The organism is Micromonospora sp. USAFONa4 (assembly GCF_057197825.1).
This window is the reverse complement of record NZ_CM170072.1, coordinates 665,839-690,171: the sequence shown is the minus strand read 5'-3', so window position 1 is coordinate 690,171 and position 24,333 is coordinate 665,839. Positions and strand designations below refer to the sequence as shown.

Below are 24,333 nucleotides of genomic sequence, written 5' to 3'. Positions count from 1 at the left end.
ATCCATAAGTTTCCATTTATCGATTGGAGTGCCGAGATGAAGTGGATCCGAACGGTGGGGACGGCCGTCGCGGCCCTGTCCCTACTGGCGTCCAATCTGCTCGTCGCCGGCCCCGCGCAGGCGGCGCCCGGCGACAACCTGGCCTGGACGGCCACCGCGTCGGCGTCGTACACCTCGCCGTGGGAGAGCGTGGCGGCGGTCAACGACGGCATCGACCCGCCGCGCTCGAACGACACCACCAACCGCCGGTGGGGCACCTGGCCGCAGACCGGCACCCAGTGGGTCGACCTGACCTGGCCCTCGACCCAGACGGTCCGCGCGGTGGACGTCTACTTCTTCGACGACAACGGCGGCGTACGGGTGCCGGCCGCCTGGCGGGTGCAGTCCTGGAACGGCAGCGGCTACGTCGACGTGGCGGGCGCCAGCGGCTACCCGGTGGCCGTCGACAGGTACAACCGGGCGACCTTCACCGCCGTCACCACCACCCGGCTGCGGGTGCTGCTCACCAGCGGCGCCGCCTCCGTGGGGGTGCTGGAGGTCAAGGCGCACGCCAACCCGCCCGGCGACCCGCCGCCGACGGGCGGCTGGAACCCGCCGGCCAACCTCGTCACCCCGCTCAACGAGGTCTGGCAGCACTACGAGCAGACGTACCCGCACCTGCACACCTTCCGCAACTACGGCTGGGACCAGGTGATGGCCAACCGTGGCTACCTCAACTACTGCGTGCGGTGGGACTCGCCGGCCCCGGTCTCGGCGGCCCTGCGCGACCAGATCCACGCCGCGCTGGCCCGGCAGGTCAAGAAGTGGACGGACGTCATGGTCGGGCACAACGCCTGGCCGTACGCGGACGTGCCGGTGCGGGTGGTCGGCTGGGCCGTGCGCGACCGCGCCCAGTTGCAGTGGAGCGACAACTCCGTCGACATCTACGTCAACGACATCCGGGAGAACGCCCCGCAGTGCGCCGAGCCGTGTGGCCGGTTCTTCAACCAGAGCGGCACCTACCCGAACTGCCCGGGCGGCGTCGCCCGGCACTACGACATGTCGTTGTGGCTCACCGCCGGGATGGGCGGCGGCGCGGGCGGCGACTGGGGCCAACGGGTCGGCAGCGAGTACTTCGTCAACAACATCAACGCCGCCGACATGCACATCGTGCTGCACGAGATCGGGCACAGCTTCGGCCTCGACGACTTCTACGACTGGACGCCCACCGGTGTGGGCGGGTTCCTGATGAAGGCCGGCAGCGCGGCGCAGATCACCGAGTTCGACAGGTGGATGTTCCGCGACTGGTGGCGCCACCTGAAGGGCCGCTACGGCTACTGACCGTCCGGCCAGCGCACCACCGCCGGTTCCGGGGCACCGGCGGCCGTCCCGTTCCGTCCGTACCGACAGGAGACCCCGTGCGACGACGACCCCTGCTCCGGAGCCTGGCGGCCGGCTGCGCCGCGACGCTCGCCGCGAGCCTGGCCGCGGCGCTGCCCGCCTCGGCCGCCAACCCCATCATCACCACGATCTACACCGCGGACCCCGCGCCCCTGGTGGTCGGCAACACGATGTACGTCTACGCCGGCCGCGACGAGGCGCCCACCGGCACCAGCAACTTCCTCATGCGCGAGTGGCACGTGCTGTCCAGCACCGACGCCGCGAACTGGACCCACCACGGCGCCCGCGCGAACATCGGCACCTTCGGCTGGGCCGGCGCGGACGCCTGGGCCAGCGAGGTCGAGCAGCGCAACGGCAGGTACTACTGGTACACCTCCGTCAACGGCAACGGGCCGGGCTGGATGAACATCGGCGTGGCGGTCGCCGACAGCCCGCTCGGCCCGTTCACCGACGCCAAGGGCGGCCCGCTGATCAGCGACAGCACGCCGAACTCGTCGCCGCTGAACATCGACCCCACCGTCTTCGTCGACGACGACGGCCAGGCGTACCTCTACTGGGGCGGCTACTGGGGGGCGCGGGCCGTGCGGCTGGCCAGCAACATGGTCGACACCGTGGGGGAGGTGGTCACCCCGCAGGGGCTGACCCACTTCTGGGAGGCGCCGTTCATGTTCAAGCGCAACGGCCTCTATTACATGATGTACGCGGCCAACGACACCCAGGGCTGCGTCACCTCGTCGAGCTACGCCTGCCAGCGCTACGCCACCGCCACCAGCCCGCTCGGCCCGTGGACGCACCGGGGCGTGGTGCTCGGCCAGGTGTCGTCGACCACCAACCACGCGGGCGTGGCCCAGCTCAACGGCCAGTGGTACATGATCTACCACAACGCCAACGCGCCCGGCGGCGGCAACTTCCGCCGCTCCGTGGCGGTGGACCGGATGTACTTCAACGCCGACGGCACCATCCAGCCGGTCACCCAGACCAGCACGGGCCCGCCGCCCAACCCCGGCGGTGGGGGCCAGCCGCCGGCCGGCACCAACCTGGCGCCCGCCGCCACCGCGTCCACCTCCCACGTGTCCGCCTGGGAGAGCCTGGCCGCGCTCAACAACGGCGGCGTGCCGGCCAGCTCCGCCGACCGGGGCAACCTGGCGTACGGCAACTGGCCCCAGCAGGGCACCCAGTGGGTCGAGTACACCTGGCCGAGCGCCCGCACCGTCGGCCGGACGGCCGTCTACTGGTTCGACGACGACCAGGGCATCGACCTGCCCGCGTCCTGCCGGGTGCAGTACTGGAACGGCACCGCCTACGTCGACGTGCCCAACCAGACGGCCTGCGGCACGGCCGGTCACACCTACAACGTGACCACCTTCAGCCCGGTCAGCACGACCCGGCTGCGACTCTCCGTCACCTCCCGTACCGGCTACTCCACCGGCGCCCTGGAATGGATGGCGTTCCCGTCATGAGCAGACTCCGCCCCGCACGCGCGGGCCTGGCCGCGCTCGTCACGGCGACCCTGGTCGCCGGCGTCCTCCAGGTCGCCACCGGGCCGGCGCGGGCCGCCCAGACCATCGGCTATCCCACCTTCACCGGCCCGGCCGTGCCGGCGCCGCCGGTCGGCTACCAGACCGGCGACACCATGCGGGCCATCTACGACGCCGAACGCGCCGGCACCGACTTCTGGCTGGACCGGCTGCTGGCCCGTCCCGGCAACGACCCGGCCGGCCCCTGGCTGATGAGCCGGGGCCGAGGCCTGTTCATGTACACCCACAATCCGGCGGTCGTCGGCTTCGGCGGCAGCACGGCGTACTGGGACAACATCAGCGGCCAGAACGCCTACGCGATCACCGCCAGCACCGGCGCCCTGACCGAGCAGGTGGCGCAGCGCTGGCAGGCCCCCAGCCACTGGCGCAGTGTGCACACCGGCGGATCGCTGCGCGTCGACGTCACGAAGTTCATCACCCACCAGAACGTCGCGGTGACCAACCTGACCGTGACCAACACCGGATCGGCCAGCAGCACCGTGCAGTTGCGGGTCACCTCGCCGTACGCCACCACCGGCAGCGGCACCGAGCTGACCGGCAGCCGTACGGTCAAGAACAACCTGACCACCATCCGCCCCCGGCTCTCCGGCGACGGCTTCACGGTCGCCAGCGGCGGCCTGACCCGCTCCGTCACCCTCGGCGCGGGGCAGAGCGTCAGCACCAAGGTCCAGATGGGCTTCCTGACCGACGAGATCCCCGAGTCGGCGACCGAGTACGCCAGCTACCGCGCCACCACCCCGGCCAACGCCTTCGCCACCCACGTCCGCGACTACCACCGCTGGTGGGCCGAGAACGTGCCCTACATCGACGTGCCGGACCCGGCCATCAAGAAGAACATCTACTACCGCTGGTGGCTGATGCGCTTCAACCACCTCGACGTCGACATCCCCGGCCAGGACTTCCAGTTCCCCACCTCGATCGAGGGGGTGACCGGCTACAACAACGCCATCGTGCTGACCCAGCCCATGCACATCGACGACCTGAAGTACCTCCGCGACCCGGTCCACTCGTACGGGCCGTGGCTGTCGGTCGGGCAGTCGTCGGCCAACGGCCGGTTCATGGACAACCCCGGGGACCCGGAGAACTGGTCCAACAGCTACACCCAGTACGTCTCCGAGGCCGCCTGGCGGGCGTACCAGCTGCACGGCGGGCAGCCCGCCATGCTGCGCAACCTCGCCCGCTACGCCGAGATGGACGTCAAGGGTCAGCTCGCCACCTACGACACCGACAACAACGGGGTCATCGAGTACGACTGGAGCGCGATGACCGGCAACGACGCCGACGCCGTCTCGTTCCACTGGCGCTCCGGCAACCTGGACCGCGCCGAGGGCGCCTACGTCTACAGCAACGCCCTGGCCGCCGCCGGGGCGTACGCGGTGCTCGGCGACACCGCCAAGGCGAACGAGATGCGGGCCCTCGCCAACCGGGTCCGCGACGGGATCGTCAACGTGCTGTGGAACCCCACCCGGCAACTCATCGAGCACCGGCACGTCGCGACGAACACCCACGTGCCGTGGAAGGAGGTCAACAACTACTACCCGTACGCGGTGGGCCTGATGCCGAACACCGCCACCTACCGGCAGGCGCTGCGGCTCTTCGACGATCCCGCCGAGTATCCGATCTTCCCGTTCTACACCGCCAACCAACGCGACAAGGCCGCGGCGGCCGCCGCCGGCCACCCCGGCAGCAACAACTTCTCCACCATCAACTCGACCGTGCAGTTCCGCCTCTACTCGTCGGTGCTGCGCAACTACCCCAACCAGTGGATGACCGCCGAGCACTACAAGAAGCTGCTCTACTGGAACACCTGGGCGCAGTACGTCAACGGCAACACCCAGTGGCCCGACGCCAACGAGTTCTGGTCCAACTGGAACGGCTCGGCCATCACCTACCGGTCCTGGATCCACCACAACATCCTCGGCAGCAGCAACTGGACGGTGATCGAGGACGTCGCCGGCCTGCGGCCGCGTACCGACACCACCGTCGAGCTGTCACCCATCGACATCGGCTGGTCGCACTTCGCGGTCAACAACCTGCGCTACCGCAACGCGAACCTCAGCATCGTCTGGGACGACCCCGCCGACGGCGTCACCCGCTATCCGGGCGTGCCGCAGGGCTACTCGCTCTATCTCGACGGCAACCGGGTCGCCACCGTGGACCGCCTGACCCGGCTGCTCTACGACCCGGCCACCGGCACGGTCACCCTGCCGGCGGGCGGCACCACCACCTTCAGCGCCGCGTTCCCCGGCCTGCGGCTGCCGCAGCAGGTCGCGCAGAGCAGCGCCCGGATGGTCGACATGTTCGCCAAGGCCGGCGTCGACCTCACGTCGACCACCCCGAACCTGGCCCAGGGCGCCGGCACCTCGGCGTCCTACACCGCCGCCGGCACGTCGACCGCGGCGGCGGTGGACGGCTTCCCCACCAACGCGCCGCTGTGGGGCAGTTCCGGCTCGCCGAACGCCACCGACACGTTCGACATCGACCTGGGTCAGGCACGGACGGTCGACGACGTCTGGCTGCACTTCCGCGACGACCGCGCCGGCAACCGCTACCGGGCGCCGGCCTCGTACACCGTCCAGTATTGGAACGGCAGCTCGTGGGTCGACGCGGCGGCGCAGGCCAAAACCCCCGCGACGCCGCGCGCGAACCACAACCGGGTCCGGTTCACCCCGGTCAGCACCGCGCGGCTGCGGGTGCGGCTCACCCACGCGGCCGGCTTCCGGACCGGGCTGACCGAGGTGAAGGCGTACGGCCGGGGCGGCGGCCCGCCACCGGCACAGAACCTGGCCGGTACGGCCACGGCGTCGGCGTCGTACACCTCGCCCTGGGAGACGGTCGCGGCGGTCAACGACGGCATCGACCCGCCGCTGTCGAACGACACGGTCAACCCGCGCTGGGGCACCTGGCCCGAGACCGGTGAGCAGTGGGCGGAGCTCACCTGGTCGGCACCGCAGTCGGTGCGGTCGGTGGACGTCTACTTCTTCGACGACGGCGGCGGCGTGCGGCTGCCGGCGTCCTGGCGGTTGCAGTACTGGACCGGCAGCGCGTACGCGGACGTGCCCGGCGCCGGCGGCTACCCGACGGCGGCCGACGCCTACAACCGGGTGACGTTCCCGGCCGTCAGCACGACCCGGCTGCGGGTGGTGCTGACCAGCGGCACCGCCTCGGTGGGCCTGCTGGAGGTCAGGGCGTTCGGCTGACCGGCCCCGATCCGGGTGTCCGGGCGGGTGCCACGTGCGGCACCCGCCCGGACACCGGCTTCGTGGCCCGCCGGGACGGCCGGGTAAGGGTGGGCAGATCGCTGCCCACCCCGGTATGCTCCCCGGCGATGATGACTCCGTCTCTCAGCAGATTGGGGGCCCGGTTCTCGCAAGGTGAGTGCTGATGCGCTCCCCGGCCGCGAATCCGGATCTCCGTTCGTCCTACTGGCTGCGCGTGCGCGAGTTCGCCGTGCCGCCGTCCATGATCGAGGTTGCCGCCGCCCGTCGGGCCGTCGGGGACTGGGCCGGGGCGTGCGCCGCCGCCCGCGTCGACGTCGACGTCGAGCCGCGCTCCGTGGCCCGTACCCATGGTCGGGAACTCGCCGACCGGCTCCGGGCCGATCTTCGCCACCTGGCGCCCGACCTGCTGCGCTGGCACCTGCCGAGGATCGCGCCCGACGGGCTGCTGCGTCCCGGCCTGACCATCGCCCTGGCCCGGTACGAACCGGCCGGAGGCGGCGGCGACGCGGTGCACCTCGTGGCCCGGACGCCGCCGGCCTGGGCGGACGCCGGCCAGCGGTTCAGCCTGGCGCTCTGGGACGGCTCCCGCTCCGGGGCCGGTTCCCGTCATCCGCACCCGCACCCCGACGACCGGTTCCGCCTCGACCTGCACCGCCACCTGTGGGACGCGCGGCGGACCGGTGAGCTGCGGACCCGCTCGGGGGCGGGCCATCCACCCGCCGGCGGCCGACCAGTCGACGAGCCGGGTCCACCGACGACGGCAGGGCGGCGGGGTTGGGTGGTGGACCGGTGGGCGGCCGAGGCAGCCATCCTGCTCCAGGCCGAGGGACGTCCCGGGGACACGGTCGCCGTGCGGATCGGGGCCCGGCGTCGACTCCTGCTGGAGTTGGCCCCGGGCGGGGACGGCCCAGGGCCACCCGAGGCGCGGCTCGTCTGGTCGCCCCCGCGAGGCCGCGTCGGCGCGCGCCGGCCCACGCCGGGTCCCGACCGGCCATTGCCGGTGCTGCCGGACGCGGCGACCTGGGTGTCACCCGACCTGGAACTGCTCCGCGCCGGGTTGATCGAGCCCGACCGCCTGCACCCGCTGGTCGCGTCGGCACTGGTTCCCGACCGGCCGGCGGCTACGGCACCTTCGACGCCGTGTCCGGTGAGGCAACCCTGGCGCGTGCGGTGCCGGGGGGTCTGGCACCGGATCGGCCTGGTCGACGGGGTGCTCGTCGCCCTGGACCACGACCCGGCCGAGATCCGCCGGGAGGAACTCCTCGCCGCGCTGACCGGCACTCCGCTGCCCTGCCTGCGGGCGATCGACGAGGCGCACCGCCACCCGGAATGCCTCCCCGAGGTCCGGGCCCGCCTGGACCACGGCGACACCACCGGCGCGCTCGCCGTCGTCGAGGCCCTGCTCGGGCCCGACGCGGTGCTGCGCGCCGGGGCGCTACGGGACGAACTGGAGACGGCCGCCCTGCGGCGCGTCGAGTACGGATTATTCCGGGCCGGACTTGCCGGCTCCGGCCGGGGTCCCACCGCCCCGGGACACCGCCGTACCCGTGACCGCCGCTCGTACCCGCGTCACACGATCGCCCGCTGACCGGGGAATCCCCGCTCCGCTCCCACCCCGAACCGCCACGAGAGACACAGGTGATCACCATGACCGTTGCTACTGTCCTGCCCGCCGACCAGGCCCACGCCCCGCAGCTCGACGTCGCCGCCGAACTGCTCGCGCTGCTGCGCGACACCAGTACCGAACCTCGCCCCGACACGCAGTTGGAGGCGCTGACCCTGGCCGTGGCCGCCGACCTTCCCGTGCTGCTGTGGGGCGAACCGGGGATCGGCAAGACCGCCGCCCTCACGCAGCTCGCGACGGAGCTGGGCCTGCCGCTGACGACCGTCGTCGCCAGCGTCCACGAGCCGTCCGACTTCTCGGGACTGCCGATCGTCGGTGACGACCCGGCGGCACAGGGCGTCCCGATGGCGCCGCCGGACTGGGCCGTACGCCTGGTCCGGGCCGGTCGTGGGTTGCTGTTCCTCGACGAGCTGTCCACCGCCCCGCCGGCCGTCCAGGCCGCCCTGCTCCGCCTCGTGCTCGAACGGCGGGTGGGCGCGCTGCGGCTGCCGCCCGGCATTCGGATCGTGGCCGCCGCGAACCCGCGATCCTCGGCGGCCGACGGCTGGGAACTGAGTCCGCCCCTGGCCAACCGCTTCGTCCACCTCCAGTGGGTGCACGACCACGAGGTCGTGGTGCGCGGCCTCGGCGGCACCTGGCCCCGCGCGGATCTGCCCCGGCTGCACCCGGAGCGGTTGCCGGAGGCCGTCACCTTCGCCCGCCGCGCGGTGTGCGGGCTGCTGTCCGCCCGCCCCGCGCTCGTACACCGGCTGCCCGGCAACGAGACCCGCCGGGGTGGCCCGTGGCCCTCGCCCCGCAGCTGGGAGATGACCCTGCGCCTGATCGCCTTCGCGACCGCGGCGGGCACCTCCCGGGAGGTGCTCTCGATGCTGGTGCGGGGCACGGTGGGCGACGGCCCGGGGCTGGAACTGCTTGCCAGCATGGACCGGATGGACCTTCCCGACCCCGAGACGCTGCTGGCCGATCCGGCGACCGCCGTCCTGCCCGAGCGCGGAGACCTGCGGCAGGCCGTGCTGGACGGGGTGGTGGAAGCGGTCCGCGGTCGCCCGGAGAGGTCCCGCTGGGACGCGGCCTGGGCGCTGCTGGTCCGGGCGCTGGAGACCGGCCCCCCGGACCTCGTGGTCGTCCCCGCGAGCACGCTCGCCGCACTGCGGCAGGAGGACTGGGACGTGCCGGCGGCGATCGAGCGGCTCGCGGGGGCGGTGTCGGTCTCCCGGCGCGCCGACCAGGCACGCGTGGCGGCCGCCGCGGGGGCCGGCCGGTGAGTCCGGGTACAAGCCCTCGACCGGGTGCAGGACATCCTGCTCGCCCCGCGCTGGACCGGGAGAAGCTCTTCGCCGCCCGGCTGCACGCCGCCCGGGTCCGGCCCTACCTGGCGTCGGCGCTGTTCGCCCTGCACGCGGTGGAGTCGCGCCTGGTGCCGACGATGGCGGTGGACCGGCACTGGCGGTGCTACGTCTCGCCGGTCTTCGTGGACCGCACGCCCGTGGAGGAGCTCGCCGGGGTATGGGTGCACGAGGTTTCGCACCTGCTCCGCGACCACCACGGGCGCAGTGACCGGGTCGCGCGGGAACGGGGACTGACCGGGCCGGGGGAGCGGCTACGGATGAACATCGCCGCCGACTGCGAGATCAACGACGACGTGTTCGGCGACGGGTTGGCCCGGCCCGACGGGGTCGTGGACCCGGCGACGCTGGGGCTGCCCGAGGGGGAGCTGATGGAGGACTACCTGCGACAGTTCCGGCTCGGACCGCGTACGCAGGGGCTGGTCTGGCTGGACTGCGGCAGCGGCGCCGACGGGGCGGAGCGGGAGTGGGACCTGGGGCCGGACGGCGCGCACGGCCTCAGCGCGCAGGAGCGCGACGCGGTGCGGTTCCGGGTGGCGGAGGGCATCACCGGGCGTCCCGGGGACGTCCCGCAGGGCTGGCGGAGGTGGGCGGAGGAGGCGTTCCACCCGCCCCAGCCGTGGCGGGACCTGCTGGGAGCGGCGATCCGCTCGGCGGCCTCCGGCGCGGGCGCGGGCGAGGACTACACGTACGGCCGGCCGGCGCGGCGCTCCGCCGGGGTCCCCGGCGTCGTCCTGCCCAGCCTGCGGCGCATGCCACCCCGGGTCTGCGTGGTCGTCGACACCTCCGGGTCGGTCAGCGACGCCGAACTGGGCAGCGCGCTGCTCGAGGTCGCGGCGATCTCCCGCGCCGTGGGCGGCCGGCGTGACCTGGTCACCGTGCTGTCCTGCGACGCGGCGGCCCGGACCGTGCACCCGCTGTGCCGCGCCGAGGAGATCCCGTTGGTGGGCGGGGGCGGGACGGACCTGCGTACCGGCTTCGCGCGGGCGTTGCGGACCCGGCCCCGCCCGGACGTCGTCGTGGTCCTGACCGACGGGCAGACGCCCTGGCCGGCCGCGCCGCCGCCCTGCCGCACGGTCGTCGGGCTGTTTCCCCGCCGGCACACGTACTCCGGATCGTGGAACGAGGACGATCCCGAGTACGTGCCGGACGCACCACCGGAGTGGGCGCGGGTGGTGGTCATCGGGTAGTCCGGCGGCGGCCGCGCGGCCCAGCTCCCCGGGGGTGTCACGCACCGCCGAGGCGGGGCGTGACCGGGCGGACCTCGACCGGGGCGCCCGGCCGCCCGCCCGCGCGCGAGCGGTACTCGGGGACGCCCACACAGGTGAAGAGCAGCGCCGCGAGGTCGTCCGGCTCGCCCAGCAGCCCCGGGACGGCCGAGTCGAGGAAGGTCATGCCGGAGGCGCCCGCGCCCAGGGCGTACGCCGCGAGGTGCAGCCGGCCCTCGACGAGCCCGGCGGCGAGCTGGGCGTCGCGGTAGCCGCGGTCGTCGAGGCCCGACAGCGGCGCGGCGGCGACGACGACGTAGGCGGCGTCGCCGGCGAGCGCCTGGTCCAGGCAGACCCGGAGCAACTCGTCGCGCAGGTCGCCGGCGCGCAGCGGCGTCGACAGGTCGGGCCACCGGTAGAGGCCGGGCGGCACCCCGTCGACCCCGTGCACGGCGACCCAGTGCGGCACCGGCACGCCGCGCAGGGCCGCGGCCAGGGGCCATTCCAGCAGGGCGCGCGGCAGTGTCCGGGACCTGTCCATCCGCCGCTGCGAGCCGCGCCGGCGGACGACCTCGTCGAGCGGGTCGGACGGCGGGTACGCGGGCAGCGGCTCCGCCGCCGGCCAGGGCGCGCCGAGCACGTCCCGCTCGCCCGCGCGCTGGGCGGCGGTGCACAGCGGCAGCTCGACCGGGGGCAGCTCACCGGGGAGCGCCGGCCCGGTGGGCCCGATCGCCGGATCGCCGTCGCCGAGCGACAGCAGGGCCAGCGGGTACTCGTGCACCCCGTCCGCGCCGACGAGCGCGCGCACGGTGGCGTCCGGGAAGAGCGACCGCAGCCGCGGCGACAGGCCGGCGCTGTCGGCCGCCGCCGACAGTTGGGACAGCAGCGTGCCGGCGTCCCAGTAGAGGTGCCGCCAGCCGCGCTCGGCGTAGCGCCAGCCCGTGCGCCACGGCACGCCCGTGACCACCAGCGTCGTGACCGCCCCGGTCGCGGCGGGGGCCACCTGGACGAGCGCGTGCCGCCGCGCGTCGTACCAGTGCACGCCGTCCGGCACCCCCGCGACGCCCCGGGTGCTCGCGTAGACCTCCAGCGGGAAGCGCGCCCCGGCCGAGCCGGCGGCGCGGTAGAGGAAGGGGCGGCCGTTGCGCTCGGCGGTGCGCACGACGCCAGCGCCCAGGAAGAGCACGCGGCCCAGCTGCGCCGCGTCGAGGGGCTGCGCGGGGGACGCGACGCCGGCCAGCACGGCGGTCGCGGGGACGCCGGGGTCGGGCAGGTCGCGCGGCAGGGCGAGGACGGCCGGGCCGTCCGGATAGCCCTTCATGGGCGGCGGCAGGGTCCCCGGGTCGTTCGGGACGAGGTCGTGGCGGACGCGCGGATCGTCCACGGGCACGTCCCACTCGCGGCTCGGCTCGTAGGACGTCAGCCGGTGCAGCAGCCCGGCGCCGGTGTCGAGGTCCATCCGGCCATCCTGCCAGCGCGGAGCGCCGGGCGGTGGCCCCACAGGCGGTCGCGCGTCGGCGCGGGGACCGCCGAGTGGCCGGGGCGGCCGGCTCAGCCGCTCTCCACCTCGGCGGCGTACTCGCTCAGCGCGATCCGGTTCGGCAGGCCCGTCTTGCCGAGCAGGCTGGACACGTGCCGTTCCACGGTGCGCGGGGACAGGTGCAGCCGACCGGCTATCTCCCGGTTGCTCAGCCGCCCGACCAGCAGCCGCAGCACCTCGAACTCCCGCACCGTCACGCCCACCGACCGCAGGCCGGAGGGGATGTCGCCCGCGCCGGAGCGGCGCTGCGTCATGCGTACGCCCGCCTGGCGCAGCAGGGCCCGGCAGGCGCTGGCCACGGCCGGCACGTCGCTGCGGTGGAAGTGCTCCTCGGCGGCGCGCAGCCACTGCACCGGCGTGCCCCACCCGTCGGCGAGGGCCGACTCGCACACCAGCCGCAACGCGAGGTGCCGGCCCATCGCGTACGGCGCCCCGGCCCGCATCGCCTCCGCCGCCGCCTCCGCCGCCTCCTCCGGCCGACCGGAGCGGCCGAGCAGCACCGCCTTCGCGAAGAGGGCGAACTGCAGGTCCCAGCGCAGCCTGCTCGCCGAGTCGCCCTGCACCGCCTCGTACGCCGGCCAGCCGGCCTCGCCGGACGTGACCTGGAGCAGCAGGTGCAGGCCGTGCCGGCCGGAGAGGTGGAAGACCGTCGGGCTCTGCGCCTCGGCGTGGAACGCGCGGGCCAGTTCGTCGAGGGCGCGGGGCCGGTCCTCCTCCAGCAGCGCGCAGAAGGCCCTGGCCAGCCCGTGTACGCGGGAGGCGTGCAGGGCCTGGTCGCCGCTCCAGCGGCGGAACTCGGCCAGCGCGTGCTCCATCTCCCGGCGCCGCCCCTGGTGCGCCGCGAGCACGGCGCTGACCAGCAGCACGTACTGGGTGGTCTCCAGCAGCTTCAGCCGGGTGGTCGCGGCCAGCACCTGCTGGACGAGGGCACCCGCGGTGTCGAAGTCGCCCCGCAGCACCGCGTGCAGGGCGAGGCTGGCCTCCGCCTGGTGGCGCGCGGTCACCGCGCCGGCCTGGGAGGCCCGCTCCCGGGCCTGTTCGAGCCGGTCCAGCCGCGCGTCGCGCAGCGCGTCGTCGTTGCCGAGCCGGATCAGTGCGTGGATCTCCCAGATCGGCAGCCGGTGCTGCGCGGCGATCGCCAGGGCCCGCTCCAGGCACCGCGTCGCCTCCGCCGGGTCGCGGTGCCGGATCAACGCGCCGAGCAGCTGCCAGGCCTGGCAGGCCACCACCGGCAGGGGAACGGTCTCGGCGACTGTGGCGGCCCGGCGGGCCAGCGCCTCGGCGGTGGCGAGCTGGTCCTGCCCGGCGGTGTCCAGCACCAGGTGGGCGGCGACCACGTCGACCGGCGCGGTGTCCTCCGCGGCGGCGTCCGGGCCGAGCAGGGCGCGCGCCTGCTCCACCTGGGCCAACCCCTCGGCCGAGCGGCCGGCGACCGTCGCGGCCCAGGCCAGCCGGGTGTGCAGCTGCGCCCGCCGGCGCGGATCGACGCCACCGATCTGGTCGAGGGTGCTGACCGAGGCGAGTGCCCGCTCGACCAGTCCCGCCTCCGCCAGGGCGTGCAGCAGGGCTTCGAGGGCGGCGGCCCGGGCCACCGGGTTCTCACCGAGCAGGCCGATCGCGCGGTCCAGCAGGGCGACCGCGGTGGTGGCGCCGCCCTGCGCGATCGCCCGCCGGCCCGCCTCGGTGAACAGCCGGCCGGCCGCCTCCGGGTTGTCGGCCTCCAGGTGCAGGGTGGCCGACACCTGGCACCATTCGCCCGGCAGGCCGGGGAAGACCGCCGCCACCGCGTCGGCCATCCGCTGGGCGAGCCGGGCGCGGTCGGCGGGGCCGAGGAGACTGAGCAGCGCCTCCCGGGTCAGCCGGTGCCGGAAGGCGTACCAGTCGGTGAGCTGGTCGTCCACCGTGACCAGCCGCCCGGCGACGTCGCCGCACAGGTGGTCGAGCACGTCGTGGTCGCTCAGCCCGGTGGCCGCCTGCACCACGGCCAGCGGGAACCGCTGGCCCAGCAGCGCGCCCATCGAGAGCAGCTCCCGGGCCTGGGGGCCGAGCTGCTCGACCCCCTGCGCCATGCCCCGCGCCAGGGTGCCCGGCAGGGCGGCGGGCAGCTCCTCGGACAGCCGCCAGCCCTCCGGGCCGCCGATCAGCAGCGCGCCGTCGACCATGCCGGCGACGAGCTCCTCGATCAGGAAGGGGTTGCCGGCGCTGCCCGTCGAGACGAGGGCGTGCGCCGCCGCCGGCACCCGCTCCGGGTCGGCGTCGAGGCAGGCGCCGACCATCTGCCGCAGCGCGTCGTCGTCGAGGCGGCCCAGCTCGATGAGGGTGCACTGACCGCGTTGGGCGGCCGACCGGGCGATCGTCGACGCCGCGCAGGGCTCCGCCCTGATCGCCCCCAGCAGCAGGGTCGGTTGCAGGGCGAGGTTGTCGATCAGGTACTCCAGCACGGTCAACGTCTCCGTGTCGGCGTCCTGGAGGTCGTCCAGCAGCATCAGGCAACCCCGCCCCGCGCCGGCCACGCCGGTCAGCCGGAGGACGGCCTCGGCGAGGATCACCAGGGACGCGTTCTCCTGGTCGGCCGGCGGCCGGCCCCAGTCGGGGACGAGCCGGCCGAGGATCGGGCCGTACGGCCCGAGCACGGTGGGGTCGACCGGCCCGGACCGCAGCAGCGACAGCAGCGCCTCGGTGAGGGGGCGCAGCGGCACCGCGGTGCCGATCGTGCTGCCCCGACCCCGCATCACCCGCATGCCCGCCGCGGTGGCCAGCTCCGCGACCCTCGACGCGAGGCGGGACTTGCCGACGCCACTTTCGCCCACCACGAAGACCGCGCCGCCCCGCCCCGCCCGCGCCGATTCGAGGCTGTCCAGCACCGCGCGCAGTTCGGCGTCCCTGCCGATGAACTTCGAGGAGCGGTACACACTGCGCACGCTATCCGAGGAGGCAGGCCTCGCCCAACGCGGTGCTGTCGACGCCGGTCCCCCGAACGGCTACCTTGCCGTCGTCACATCGGCTTCTCGGGGCAGCAGGTCGTCAGCGGCGCGGCGTCCGCCGCCGCGCCGGCGTCACCGACGAGACCGCCGATCACCATGCCCACGGGCACGACCAGGCTGGCGAGGGCCGCCGCGCGGATCCCGAAGGTCACGACGGGCTGCAGCCACATCGCCCCGGCCGGGTCGTCGACGGGCGCCGCGGAGTCGGTCTCGTCGACACGGCACGGGGGGAGCTGGTTCTCGGACAACTGTCATTCCTCCTGTTGGTGACTTCGTGGGTCGTTTCCGGAGCTGGCGGCTCCTCTGGAGATCGTCGTCGGTCGCCCGGCGGTCCTCAACCCGAGGTTCGCGGTTCAGGGGTCGGTTCCAGCAGCAGCACCGACGGCACCGGCCCGGCCCCGGAGAGCCGGAGCAGCCCGTACCCGATGCCGGCGAGGCCGGTGAGCAGACCGGGGGTGGGCACGTTGCCCGGGGTCCCGCAGGACGCCCCGTACCGGTCGACGGCGTCCAGGATCCGGCCGGCACGTCGCCGGGCCGCGCCACCGTCGAGGACAGCCGTCGCCTCCACGACGCCCAGCTCGCCGTGGCAGAGGCTGAGGTCGTCGAGCAGCGGACGGTCGTCGAGCAGGCGTACCGCCTCGTCGGGGGCGAGGGCGTGGTGGGCGAGCGTCAGGCCGGCGGCGCCGCGACACCAGCCGTACCCCGCCGCCCCGTCGCCGCCGGGGGCGCCGGCCCGGCGCAGCGCGCGCCGGCCCGCGCGCGCGTACCGGGCGCCACCGGTGCGGGCGTGGCGGCCCAGCGCCCAGCCGATGCCGGCAACCCCGTCGGCGAATCCCGCCCCCGTCGGCAGCTCGTCCCGCTCGATCGCGGCCACGAGCCGGTCGGCCCAGCCCCGGGCGAGTGACGCCGCCGGCGCGTGGCCCAGCTCGGCGTGCACCGCGTCCATGGCGGCGAGACAGCCGGCGCCGCCGTCGGCCCAGGCCACGGCCGCCGAGCCCGTGCTGGCGGCGGCGGCCAGGTCGACCGCCGCGCGGGCCTGCCCGGCGAGCCCGGGGTCGGCGAGCAGGGTGGACAGCCGGGCGAGCCCGTACGCGATGCCGCCGAGGCCGTACAGCCCGCCGGGGCCGATCGCGGCGACCAGGTCCGGGCGCGCGTCGAGCAGCTGGAACAACCCCGGCACCCCGGCGACGGCCCGGTGGGCCAGCTCGGCGTAGCGGGCGGTGCCGGTCACCGCGGCGAGCTGGCCGAGGAAGAGGGCGACCCCGAGGTGCCCGTTCGCCAGCCCGGCCCCCATCGGCAGGACGAGCCACTGCCGGTCGTCGACCAGCTCCAGGCCGAGCCAGTTCACCCGGTCCGCGCCGGTCACGCTCCGGGTCTGGATCTCGTCGGCCAGCGCGCACGCCGTGGCGAGCAGGCGCTCCGGCGACGCGGCGGCGTCCGCGACCGGCCGGGACGTCGGTGCGCCAACGTGCCGGCCGTCGACCGGGCGCCGGGTCGCCAGCGTCGCCGCGACGATCCACTCCTGGTGCCGCCGGTCGGCCTCGCCCAGCGCGGCGATCTTGCCCAGCGCCGCGTCGAGCCCGCAGCGGGCCAGCGGCACGGGCAGCGGCTCGCCGCCTCCGGCGACCCGGGCGGTCCGGCTGCCCGGAGTGCCCTCGAACAGCGGGACGTCGCCCGCCCACAACGCGGCGGTCTCGTGCCGGGGGAACTGGGCGAGGAAGGGGTGTCCGGCCACGCTGGACCAGAGGACGCCGAACGCGCGGTCCCGCTCCAGCGCGTCGCCGAGCACGTCCGGGTGGGTGGTCTCGGTGAGCAGGGTGTGGTACGCCGACGTGGGCCGGGCGACCAGCCGTACCGGGACGTCGGCGCACGACGCGACGAGTTCGGTGAACTCCCGGCGGTGCGCCCGGATCGTCTCGTACGCCTGCCGGAACCCCTCGCGCAGCGCCGGCTCGTGGGCACCGGGATCGACCAGGGCGTCGCCGACGCGGGGACGGTTGCGGCCGCCGGCGAAGTCGACGGCCCGCCGGGTCAGCCGCATCCGGTCGGTGCCCGGGTCGGCCCAGTCGAGCGCGCTGACGGGTGCGGTCCCGCCCCGGTCGCCACCGACGCCGGACAGGTCCATCGCGCCCTGGTCGCCCACGACGATCACCGGTATCAGGCCGGTCCGGTGCACCGAGGCGGTCAGCAGGTCCGCGGCCGGGTCGCCGGTGCCCACCGGCTCGCCCAGCGCGGGGTGGAAGAGCGTCTCGGTGTCCACCACGACCGGTGTGTCGCCGGCGGCGATCAGGTTCTCGTAGTGCATGTCCGTGGCGTGCAGGGCGTGCAGCAGCGCGACCAGGGCGCCCTGCCGGCGGTAGAAACCGTCCGCCTGCCCCGGGTGGCGCAGCGCCGTCGCGTCGACGTACTCCGACCAGCCGTAGCCCGGCCGCGTCAGGGCGGCGACCCCGCGCAGCCCCAGCCCCGGCGCCCGCTGCTCCAGCCAGTCGACGAACCCGGTGAAGCGGACCTGGGAGGCCAGGTCGCGCGGCTTGTAGACGACGCGTCGGCCGTCCGCGAAGCGCAGCACGCTTGTCGTGCGGCCACCGGTGTGGGCGTCGCCCAGGTTGCTGCCGACCGCGACCAGCGGGCCGGGGTCGTCGCCGCCGAGCAGGGTGCCCACCAGGTCGTCGCGGTCGGCGACGAACCGGGTCAGGAGTTCGAGCCCGGACCGGGCGGCCGCCGTGCCGGCCTGCGCCAGCAGGCGGGCCAGCACGGGATAGCGGTCGACCAGCTCGGCCAGCCCGGCGGGGTCGCAGAGCTGGGCCACGAAGTCGGCGAAGCGGGCCCGGCTGTCGGCGCCGGCGAGCCGGCCGGCCGCCCGGCGTCGATGCAGCTCCGAGACCAGCGTGCGGGCCGCGACGGCGAGCAGACGGCGACCCAGTGCGGCGGCGAACTGGTCGGTGAGGGCGGCCAGGTCGACCGTCTTCTCCGTCGCGATCCGACGGGTCCCGCCGAGGAACCGGTCGGTGGCGACCTCCACGAACGGTCGCAGGGGTGCCGTGAGGGCGGCGCGCCAGTCCGCCTCCTCGGCCGGCCACCGCGGCGCGGCTGCGGCGGCGAGGGCCGCCTCGACGGTCTCCGCCCACGCCGGGCGGGTCGTCCTGGCGGCGAGCGCGGCCCGGTCCTCGGCCAGCAGGTCGCGCAGCGCCGCCTCGTCGAGGCCGACCTCGGCGAGCCGCGCCCCGAGGCCCGGCCCGTGCCCGTCGCGCCACCGGGCCAGCCGCCGGCCGGCGGCGTCCGCGCCGTCGGCGGTGCCGGTGCCGTCAGTGTTTCCGACGCCGTCAGTGTTGCCTGTGCCGTCTGCGCCGCCCATGCTGTCCGTGCCGTCGGGGCCGCGGGTGGCGGTGCCGGCTGCGCCGCGCGTGGGGCCGGCGGCGCCCGTGCCGTCCGCGGTGTCCGTGCGGTCCGTGCCGGCCGCGGTGTCCGTGCGGTCCGTGCCGGCCGCGTCGTGCGGGGCGTCGGCGGGGCGTCGGCCGGGCGCGCCGACGGCCAGGCCCGGCGCGCGTTCGTGCAGCGCGAGCCCCGAGGCCCACCAGTGCGGGGCCAGCCGTACGCCGGAGCAGGCGTGATCGGTGGCGCCGGCCAGGGGAGTCGAGGTCACCGTTGCACGGTGCCAGAGCGGGGCGCGGAGTTCATGAGTGGAAACTACTCACATTCCTGCCCCGTTGCTGGCCACGCCGGTGCACGCGGACCCGGGCGGGTCCGCGGCCGGCGGGACCGGCCGGGCCGGCGGCGGCTCCTCGCTCCACGTGCGACCCGCCCCATCCTAGTCACGATCGGTGATCAATTGAACGTCCAGCGTGACGCCGGCGGGAAATTGAGTGCCGCCCACGCATGTGGACGCTGCCGGCGCCGATGAGTCTTCGGGCGACTGTTCTACCCGGGGCGGCGCGATGAACGGAGCCAGGATGGAGTTTCGGGTACTCGGGCCGGTGGGGGCCTGGAAGGGTGACTCGGAGGTGGCGCTGGACGGTGCGAAGCAGCGCACCGTGCTCGCGGCGTTGCTGCTCGCCGGAGGGCGTACCGTGCCGGACACCCGGCTGTGCGAGCTGCTCTGGGGGGAGCGCCCGCCGGCCACCTTCGCCGCCCAGCTCTACAACTACGTCTCGCGGCTGCGCAAGTACCTCGGCGCCGAGGTGGACATCGTCCGGCAGTGGTCGGGCTACCAGATCCGGACCGGCGCCGCCCGGCTCGACCTCGACGAGTTCGAGCGCCTGGCCGAGGCCGGTCGGGAGGCACTGCGCGACGGGCGGTACGCCGAGGCCGCTGAGCGGCTGCACGCCGCCATGTCGCTGTGGCGCGGCCCCGCGCTGTCCAACGTGACCGAGCACCTCGTGACGGCCGAGTCGCACCGGATGGCGGAGCTGCGGATGGCGGTCCTGGAGAGCCGGATCGAAGCCGACCTGCGGCTGGGACGCCACGTCCGGCTGGTCCCCGAGATCACCCAGCTCGTCGCCGAGCACCCGCTGCACGAGGGGCTGCGGGGCCACCTGATGACCGCCCTGCTGCACTGCGACCGGCAGGCCGACGCGCTGGCCGCCTACCACGAGGGCCGCCGGGTGCTCGCCGACGAACTGGGCGTCGACCCGGGGCCGCTGCTCACCGAGGCGTACCGGTCGATCCTCGCCGGCCCGCCGGCCCCGGCGGTCGTCGCGGAGCCGAGCTGGCACGGCGTGCGGCCCGCGATGCTCCCGCCCGGCGTCGGTGACTTCGCCGGCCGGGAGGAGGAACTCACCGGGCTGCTCCGGGTGCTGACCGCCGAGCCGAGGGTCTGCCCGCCGGTCGCCGTGGTCACCGGGATGGCCGGCGTCGGCAAGAGCACGCTCGCCCTGCACGCGGCCCACCTCACCCGGACCGCCTTCCCCGACGGCCAGCTCTACGCCGACCTCGGCCGCGCGAGCGGCAACTGCGTCGAGCCGTACGACGTGCTCGGCTGGTTCCTGCGCAGCCTCGGCCACGCCGAGTCGGCGATCCCGAAGGGGCTCGACGAGCGGGTCCGGCTCTACCGCAGCCAGCTCGCCGGCCGGCGGCTGCTGGTCATGCTCGACGGCACCGCGGGCTACGCGCAGGTGAGCCCGCTGCTGCCCGGCGACCCCGGCTGTCAGGTCATCGTCACCAGCCGGCTGCGCATGCCCGAGCTGGCCGGCGCCACGTCGATCGAGGTCGGCACCCTCGACCGGCAGCAGGCACTCGCGCTGCTCGGCCGGATCATCGGGGCGCAGCGGGTCGCCGAGGAGGCCGACGCGGCCGGCCGGATCGTCGAGCTGTGCGGTCGGCTCTCGCTCGGCGTCCGGGTCGCCGGATCCCGACTGCTGGCGCGCCCGCACTGGTCGCTCGGGTACCTGGCGGACCGGCTCGCCGACGAGCGGTACCGGCTGGACGAGCTCCGGCTGGGCTCGATGGACGTCCGGGAACGGCTGGACAGCAGCTACCACCAGTTGGCCGACCTGGGCCAGCTCGCCCTGCGCCGGCTGGCGCTGCTGCGCACGCCGGCCTTCCCCAGCTGGTGCACCGCCGAGGTGCTGGGCGTGTCCCGGCACGCCGGCGAGGAGGTGGGGGAGAACCTGGTCGACGCCCGGCTGCTGGAGATCGTCGAGTCCGACGGCGGCCGGCGGCAGCGGTTCCGCTTCCACGACCTCGTGCGCGTCTTCGCCCGGGAGAAGGCCGACCAGGCCGACCGGGTGCTGGTGGCGGGCGCCGGGGCGCTGAGCGCGGTGGGGAACTGACCCGACGCCGGTCCCGACCTTCTCCGCCGCGCCCGGAACCGGGCGCGGCGGGCGCGCGCCCCTGCCCGCCGTGACCAGCGCCGCCGGGCGCGCGGCGGGCCGGGACAGTAGAGAAGATATAGCCGCCGAGGCCATGGTGGCCTGGTGAACGCCCTGACATCGGCCGACTGCGCGACGGCCGTTCCCATCGACGTGGAGCACGTCGCACCCGACACGATCGTGGCCAGGATCCGCCCCGACCTCGGCGATCCGGTCTTCGCCGGCCACTACCCGGGATTTCCGTTGCTGCCCGGGGTCCACATCTTCGAGTTCGTGCACCGGGCGGTCCGCGCCGCGGCCCCCGAGCTGACGCTGGCCGAGATCGTCAGCTGCCGGTTCCTGCTGCCCTTCCGGGGCGACGACGAACTCGTCGTGACCATCCGCCGCAGCGGCGACCTGTGGCGGGGCGAGGTCGCCGCCGCCGCAGTGCCGGTCGCCGAGGTGCTGCTGCGCTACGCGAGCGAGGAGTACGCACCATGATGGGGATCGAGGAGATCAGGCGGATCATTCCGCACCGGCCGCCGATGCTGCTGGTCGACCGGGTCACCGAGCTGGTGCCCAGGCGGCGGCTGGTGGGCTCGCTGACCGTCACCGGTGACCGGCCGCTGCCGATGTCGCTGCTGCTGGAGTCCTGGGGGCAGGCGGCGCTCGTGCTCATCCGGCACGACCGGCCGATGCCGGACGTGCTGACCGACGGCGTGCCGGTGGCCGGGGTCTTCGAGCGCATCCGGTTCGGCCGGCCGGTGCTGCCGGGGGAGACGGTGGAGCACCACGTCACCATGACCCGGCTGGTCGCCGACACCGCCTTCGTCACCGGCGAGAGCGTCGTCGGGTCCACCGTCGTGCTGCGGGTGGGCCGCCTGGTCGGTGCGATGCGGTCGGTGGAGTCCCTGCGCGCGTCCCTCGACGCGGCGACCCGGGAGCCCCACCCGGCGGCCCCCGCGCAGCCGGCCGGGCCGGCCCCGGTGGCGTCCGGGGCGGCGCGGTGAGCGCCGGCGGGCGGCCCGTCGCCCTGGTCACCGGCGGCTCCCGGGGAATCGGCCGGGCGGTGGTGCTGCGGCTGGTCCGCGACGGCTACGACGTGGCCATGTGCTACCAGTCCAGCAAGGACGCCGCCGACGAGGTCGTCGCGGAGGCGGCCCGCGACGGCGGGCGCGTGCTGGCGCTGGCGGTCGACGTCGCCGACCCCGCCGCGGTGCGGACCTTCGTGTCGACCACGGAGCGGGAGCTGGGCGACCCCGAGGCGGTGGTCACCGTCGCGGGGATCATCCGGGACCGGCCGCTGGCCCTGATGGCCGACGCCGACTGGCGCTCCGTGATGGAGGTGAACCTCGACGGCACCTACCACGTCTGCCGCGCGGTGGTCCGGCGGATGATGCGCCGGCGCAGGGGGTCGATCGTCACGGTCTCCTCGGTGTCCGGGGTGGCCGGCAACGCGATGCAGACGAACTACTCCGCCTCCAAGGCCGGGATCATCGGCTTCACCAAGGCGCTGGCCAAGGAGGTCGGCCGGTACGACATCCGGGCGAACGTGGTGGCGCCCGGCTACGTCGACACGGACATGATCGCCGCCCTCTCCGACGAGCTGGGCGCGATCGCCCGGGACCGGGTGGCCCTGGGCCGGCTCGGGCGCAGCGAGGAGATCGCCGACGTGGTGGCGTTCCTGCTCTCCTCCCGGGCGTCCTACCTGACCGGTCAGGTCATCACCGTGGACGGCGGCCTGTCGATGTGACCGGCCGCCGGCCACGGCCGGCGGCCGGCCTCGGGTACCACGGTCCGAGCAGCCGGGTCAGGATCTCGGTGCGGTAGGCGTCCGCCCCGACCAGGATCCGGGCCCGGTTGCGGGCCACCCCGCGCAGGATCGCGCGGGCGGCGTGCTCCGCCGTGACGTCCACCGAACGCTCGAAGTGCTCCCGGACCGCCTGGTAGTCGCGCAACCCGTCGTTGCGGGCGTTGCGCATGATGTTCGTCCTGATCCGGCCGGGATGCACGCAGCTCACCCCGACCGGCACCCCGTCGGCCCGCAGCTCCTGCGCCACCGCCTCCGTGAAGCCCCGGACGGCGAACTTGGCGGCGTTGTACCCGCTCTGCATCGGCGCTCCGGCCAGCCCCAGCACGCTGGAGACGTTGACCAGGTGACCCCGCGACGCCGTCAGCAGCGGCAGGAACGCCCGGGTGCCGTGCACGACTCCCCAGAAGTCGACGTTCATGACCCATTCGAGGTCTTCCCAGGTGCCGTCGGAGACCGAGGCGAGCAGGGTCACCCCGGCGTTGTTGACGACCAGGTCGGCGCGGCCGAAGTCGCCCTCGACCCGCTCGGCGTGCGCCAGCACCGCGGCCCGGTCCGACACGTCCAACCGGTATCCGCGCACCTGGCCGTCGCGGCCCGCGCAGCGCCGTACGGTCTCCCGGAGCCCCTCGTCGTCCACGTCGGAGACGGCGAGCCGGGCGCCCCGGGCGGCCAGCTCGACGGCGAGCGCGCGGCCGATGCCCGAGCCGGCGCCGGTGACCACCGCCACCCTGTCAGTGAAGTCTCTCATCCTGGACCTTCTCGCTCGGCCTTCGGGCCTCGGCGGTCCGTGCCCGGCGCAGACTTCCGCCGCCGGCTATGGCATTCCTATGCCGCGTCGATATGTAGACAAGCTATGAGGCGGCTGCCCGAGCCTTTCTCCCGGCAGTCCTCGACACGGCTGCCGGCCGGGTTGACGAAGGGAGAACGATGTCGAGCATCTTCGGTTCGGCGATCACCGGGCTCGGCGCCTATCGGCCCACCCGCGTGGTCACCAACCCGGACATCGCACTGCGTACGGACGTGACGACGGAGTGGATCGAGGAGCGCACGGGCATCAAGACCCGGCACGCCGCCGGTCCCGGGGAGACCGTGCCGGTGATGTCGGCCGAGGCCGGCGCGAAGGCGCTGGCGATGGCGAACGTCGACCCCTCCGAGGTCGACCTGCTCATCCTGGCCACCGCCACCAAGCGGGACCGGATCCCGGGCGGCGCGCCGGAGGTCGCACACCGGATCGGCATCCCCGCCACCGGCGCCTTCGACCTGAACGCCGCCTGCGCGGGCTTCGCCTACTCGGTGTCGGTCGCGTCGAACGCGGTCCGGCTCGGCGAGGCGCGCAACGTGCTGGTCGTCGGCGCCGAGCACCTCACCGAGTTCATCGACCCCGAGGACCCGGCGACGTACGTCATCTTCGGCGACGGCGCGGGCGCGGCGGTGATCTCCCGCTCCGGGACCGAGGGCATCGGTCCCGTGGTGTGGGGCAGCGACGGCCGGCGGGCGCCGATCCTCGGCACGAAGTGGGCCAAGGACGGCAAGGAGTACGCCTCGATGAACGGGCCGCTGGTCTACCGGTGGTCCACCAAGAACATCCCCCCGGTCGCCCGGGAGGCCTGCGCCCGCGCCGGGATCGACCTGTCGGAGATCGACTGGTTCGTGCCGCACCAGGCGAACCTGCGGATCATCGAGCAGCTCGCCGAGATCCTGGAGATCCCCGAGGAGAAGGTCGCCCGCGACGTGATCGACACGGGGAACACCTCGGCGGCCTCGGTGCCGCTCGCGCTGAGCCGGCTGCACGAGAGCGGCCGTACCAAGCCCGGCGACAAGGCGCTGCTGCTCGGCTTCGGCGCCGGCCTCGCCTACGCCGGCCAGATCGTCCGGATGCCCTGAACACCCTCC

General features: G+C 74.7%; 16 protein-coding genes. 11 read left to right on the top strand and 5 right to left on the bottom strand.

Going from position 1 to position 24,333, the window contains the following annotated elements; all coding sequences use genetic code 11:
* Positions 1-36 precede the first annotated feature (36 nt).
* The 6 genes from AC0OO9_RS02765 (at position 37) to AC0OO9_RS02740 (ending at position 10,299) form a co-directional block, all read left to right on the top strand.
* Entirely contained in the window at positions 37-1,320 is a 1,284-nt protein-coding gene (locus tag AC0OO9_RS02765) for a cellulose-binding protein (RefSeq protein ID WP_484515293.1), read from the top strand.
* 77 nt (positions 1,321-1,397) lie between these two features.
* Positions 1,398-2,840, top strand: coding sequence for a glycoside hydrolase family 43 protein (locus tag AC0OO9_RS02760; protein ID WP_484515291.1), 1,443 nt, complete (start codon positions 1,398-1,400; stop codon positions 2,838-2,840).
* Complete coding sequence (locus AC0OO9_RS02755) at positions 2,837-6,118, top strand: discoidin domain-containing protein (RefSeq protein WP_484515289.1); 3,282 nt, start codon at positions 2,837-2,839, stop codon at positions 6,116-6,118. Before AC0OO9_RS02760 ends, AC0OO9_RS02755 begins: the two co-directional genes overlap by 4 nt.
* 184 nt (positions 6,119-6,302) lie before the next feature.
* A complete protein-coding gene (locus AC0OO9_RS02750) occupies positions 6,303-7,727 on the top strand; it encodes a hypothetical protein (RefSeq protein WP_484515288.1) in 1,425 nt (474 codons plus the stop codon).
* A gap of 59 nt (positions 7,728-7,786) precedes the next feature.
* Positions 7,787-9,028, top strand: a complete 1,242-nt coding sequence (locus AC0OO9_RS02745; RefSeq protein WP_484515286.1) for an AAA family ATPase — start codon at positions 7,787-7,789, stop codon at positions 9,026-9,028.
* Entirely contained in the window at positions 9,025-10,299 is a 1,275-nt protein-coding gene (locus AC0OO9_RS02740) for a vWA domain-containing protein (RefSeq protein WP_484515284.1), read from the top strand. The genes AC0OO9_RS02745 and AC0OO9_RS02740 overlap by 4 nt, the downstream gene beginning before the upstream one ends.
* A gap of 37 nt (positions 10,300-10,336) precedes the next feature.
* Here the strand turns inward: AC0OO9_RS02740 and AC0OO9_RS02735 are convergent, their stop codons facing one another.
* From AC0OO9_RS02735 to lanM, 4 genes are all read right to left on the bottom strand, one after another.
* Positions 10,337-11,776, bottom strand: coding sequence for a hypothetical protein (locus AC0OO9_RS02735; RefSeq protein ID WP_484515282.1), 1,440 nt, complete (start codon positions 11,774-11,776; stop codon positions 10,337-10,339).
* A 92-nt stretch (positions 11,777-11,868) separates the two neighbouring features.
* A complete protein-coding gene (locus AC0OO9_RS02730) occupies positions 11,869-14,769 on the bottom strand; it encodes an ATP-binding protein (protein WP_484515280.1) in 2,901 nt (966 codons plus the stop codon).
* 83 nt (positions 14,770-14,852) lie between these two features.
* A complete protein-coding gene (locus AC0OO9_RS02725) occupies positions 14,853-15,089 on the bottom strand; it encodes a hypothetical protein (RefSeq protein WP_132240737.1) in 237 nt (78 codons plus the stop codon).
* Between the two features lie 86 nt (positions 15,090-15,175).
* Positions 15,176-18,484: a type 2 lanthipeptide synthetase LanM gene (lanM, locus tag AC0OO9_RS02720; RefSeq protein ID WP_484515278.1), complete on the bottom strand. Its 3,309-nt coding sequence runs from the start codon at positions 18,482-18,484 to the stop codon at positions 15,176-15,178.
* Between the two features lie 307 nt (positions 18,485-18,791).
* On the opposite strand from lanM, the gene AC0OO9_RS02715 reads away from it, so the two are divergent.
* The 4 genes from AC0OO9_RS02715 (at position 18,792) to AC0OO9_RS02700 (ending at position 22,380) form a co-directional block, all read left to right on the top strand.
* Positions 18,792-20,609 (top strand): AfsR/SARP family transcriptional regulator, encoded by a 1,818-nt coding sequence (locus AC0OO9_RS02715; RefSeq protein ID WP_484515276.1) that lies wholly within the window; start codon positions 18,792-18,794, stop codon positions 20,607-20,609.
* Positions 20,610-20,753: 144 nt separating this feature from the next.
* A complete protein-coding gene (locus tag AC0OO9_RS02710; protein WP_484515275.1) occupies positions 20,754-21,128 on the top strand; it encodes an ApeI family dehydratase in 375 nt (124 codons plus the stop codon).
* Positions 21,125-21,637: a 3-hydroxyacyl-ACP dehydratase FabZ family protein gene (locus AC0OO9_RS02705; protein WP_484515273.1), complete on the top strand. Its 513-nt coding sequence runs from the start codon at positions 21,125-21,127 to the stop codon at positions 21,635-21,637. Before AC0OO9_RS02710 ends, AC0OO9_RS02705 begins: the two co-directional genes overlap by 4 nt.
* Positions 21,634-22,380: an SDR family oxidoreductase gene (locus tag AC0OO9_RS02700; RefSeq protein ID WP_484515271.1), complete on the top strand. Its 747-nt coding sequence runs from the start codon at positions 21,634-21,636 to the stop codon at positions 22,378-22,380. The genes AC0OO9_RS02705 and AC0OO9_RS02700 overlap by 4 nt, the downstream gene beginning before the upstream one ends.
* Here the strand turns inward: AC0OO9_RS02700 and AC0OO9_RS02695 are convergent.
* Positions 22,352-23,188, bottom strand: a complete 837-nt coding sequence (locus AC0OO9_RS02695) for an SDR family NAD(P)-dependent oxidoreductase (protein WP_484515269.1) — start codon at positions 23,186-23,188, stop codon at positions 22,352-22,354. The genes AC0OO9_RS02700 and AC0OO9_RS02695 overlap by 29 nt on opposite strands.
* A gap of 179 nt (positions 23,189-23,367) precedes the next feature.
* Between AC0OO9_RS02695 and AC0OO9_RS02690 the strand changes: the two genes are divergently transcribed.
* Positions 23,368-24,324, top strand: coding sequence for a beta-ketoacyl-ACP synthase III (locus tag AC0OO9_RS02690; protein ID WP_151456122.1), 957 nt, complete (start codon positions 23,368-23,370; stop codon positions 24,322-24,324).
* The last annotated feature ends 9 nt before the right edge of the window (positions 24,325-24,333 follow it).

What these genes read in the sequence shown, in the direction of transcription:
- AC0OO9_RS02755 (WP_484515289.1), top strand. Translation starts at nt 2,837, where the DNA reads ATGAGCAGACTCCGCCCCGCACGCGCGGGCCTGGCCGCGCTCGTCACG.
- AC0OO9_RS02690 (WP_151456122.1), top strand. Translation starts at nt 23,368, where the DNA reads ATGTCGAGCATCTTCGGTTCGGCGATCACCGGGCTCGGCGCCTATCGG.
- AC0OO9_RS02695 (WP_484515269.1), bottom strand. Translation starts at nt 23,188, where the DNA reads ATGAGAGACTTCACTGACAGGGTGGCGGTGGTCACCGGCGCCGGCTCG.
- AC0OO9_RS02715 (WP_484515276.1), top strand. Translation starts at nt 18,792, where the DNA reads ATGGAGTTTCGGGTACTCGGGCCGGTGGGGGCCTGGAAGGGTGACTCG.
- AC0OO9_RS02735 (WP_484515282.1), bottom strand. Translation starts at nt 11,776, where the DNA reads ATGGACCTCGACACCGGCGCCGGGCTGCTGCACCGGCTGACGTCCTAC.
- AC0OO9_RS02745 (WP_484515286.1), top strand. Translation starts at nt 7,787, where the DNA reads ATGACCGTTGCTACTGTCCTGCCCGCCGACCAGGCCCACGCCCCGCAG.
- AC0OO9_RS02705 (WP_484515273.1), top strand. Translation starts at nt 21,125, where the DNA reads ATGATGGGGATCGAGGAGATCAGGCGGATCATTCCGCACCGGCCGCCG.
- AC0OO9_RS02750 (WP_484515288.1), top strand. Translation starts at nt 6,303, where the DNA reads ATGCGCTCCCCGGCCGCGAATCCGGATCTCCGTTCGTCCTACTGGCTG.
- AC0OO9_RS02765 (WP_484515293.1), top strand. Translation starts at nt 37, where the DNA reads ATGAAGTGGATCCGAACGGTGGGGACGGCCGTCGCGGCCCTGTCCCTA.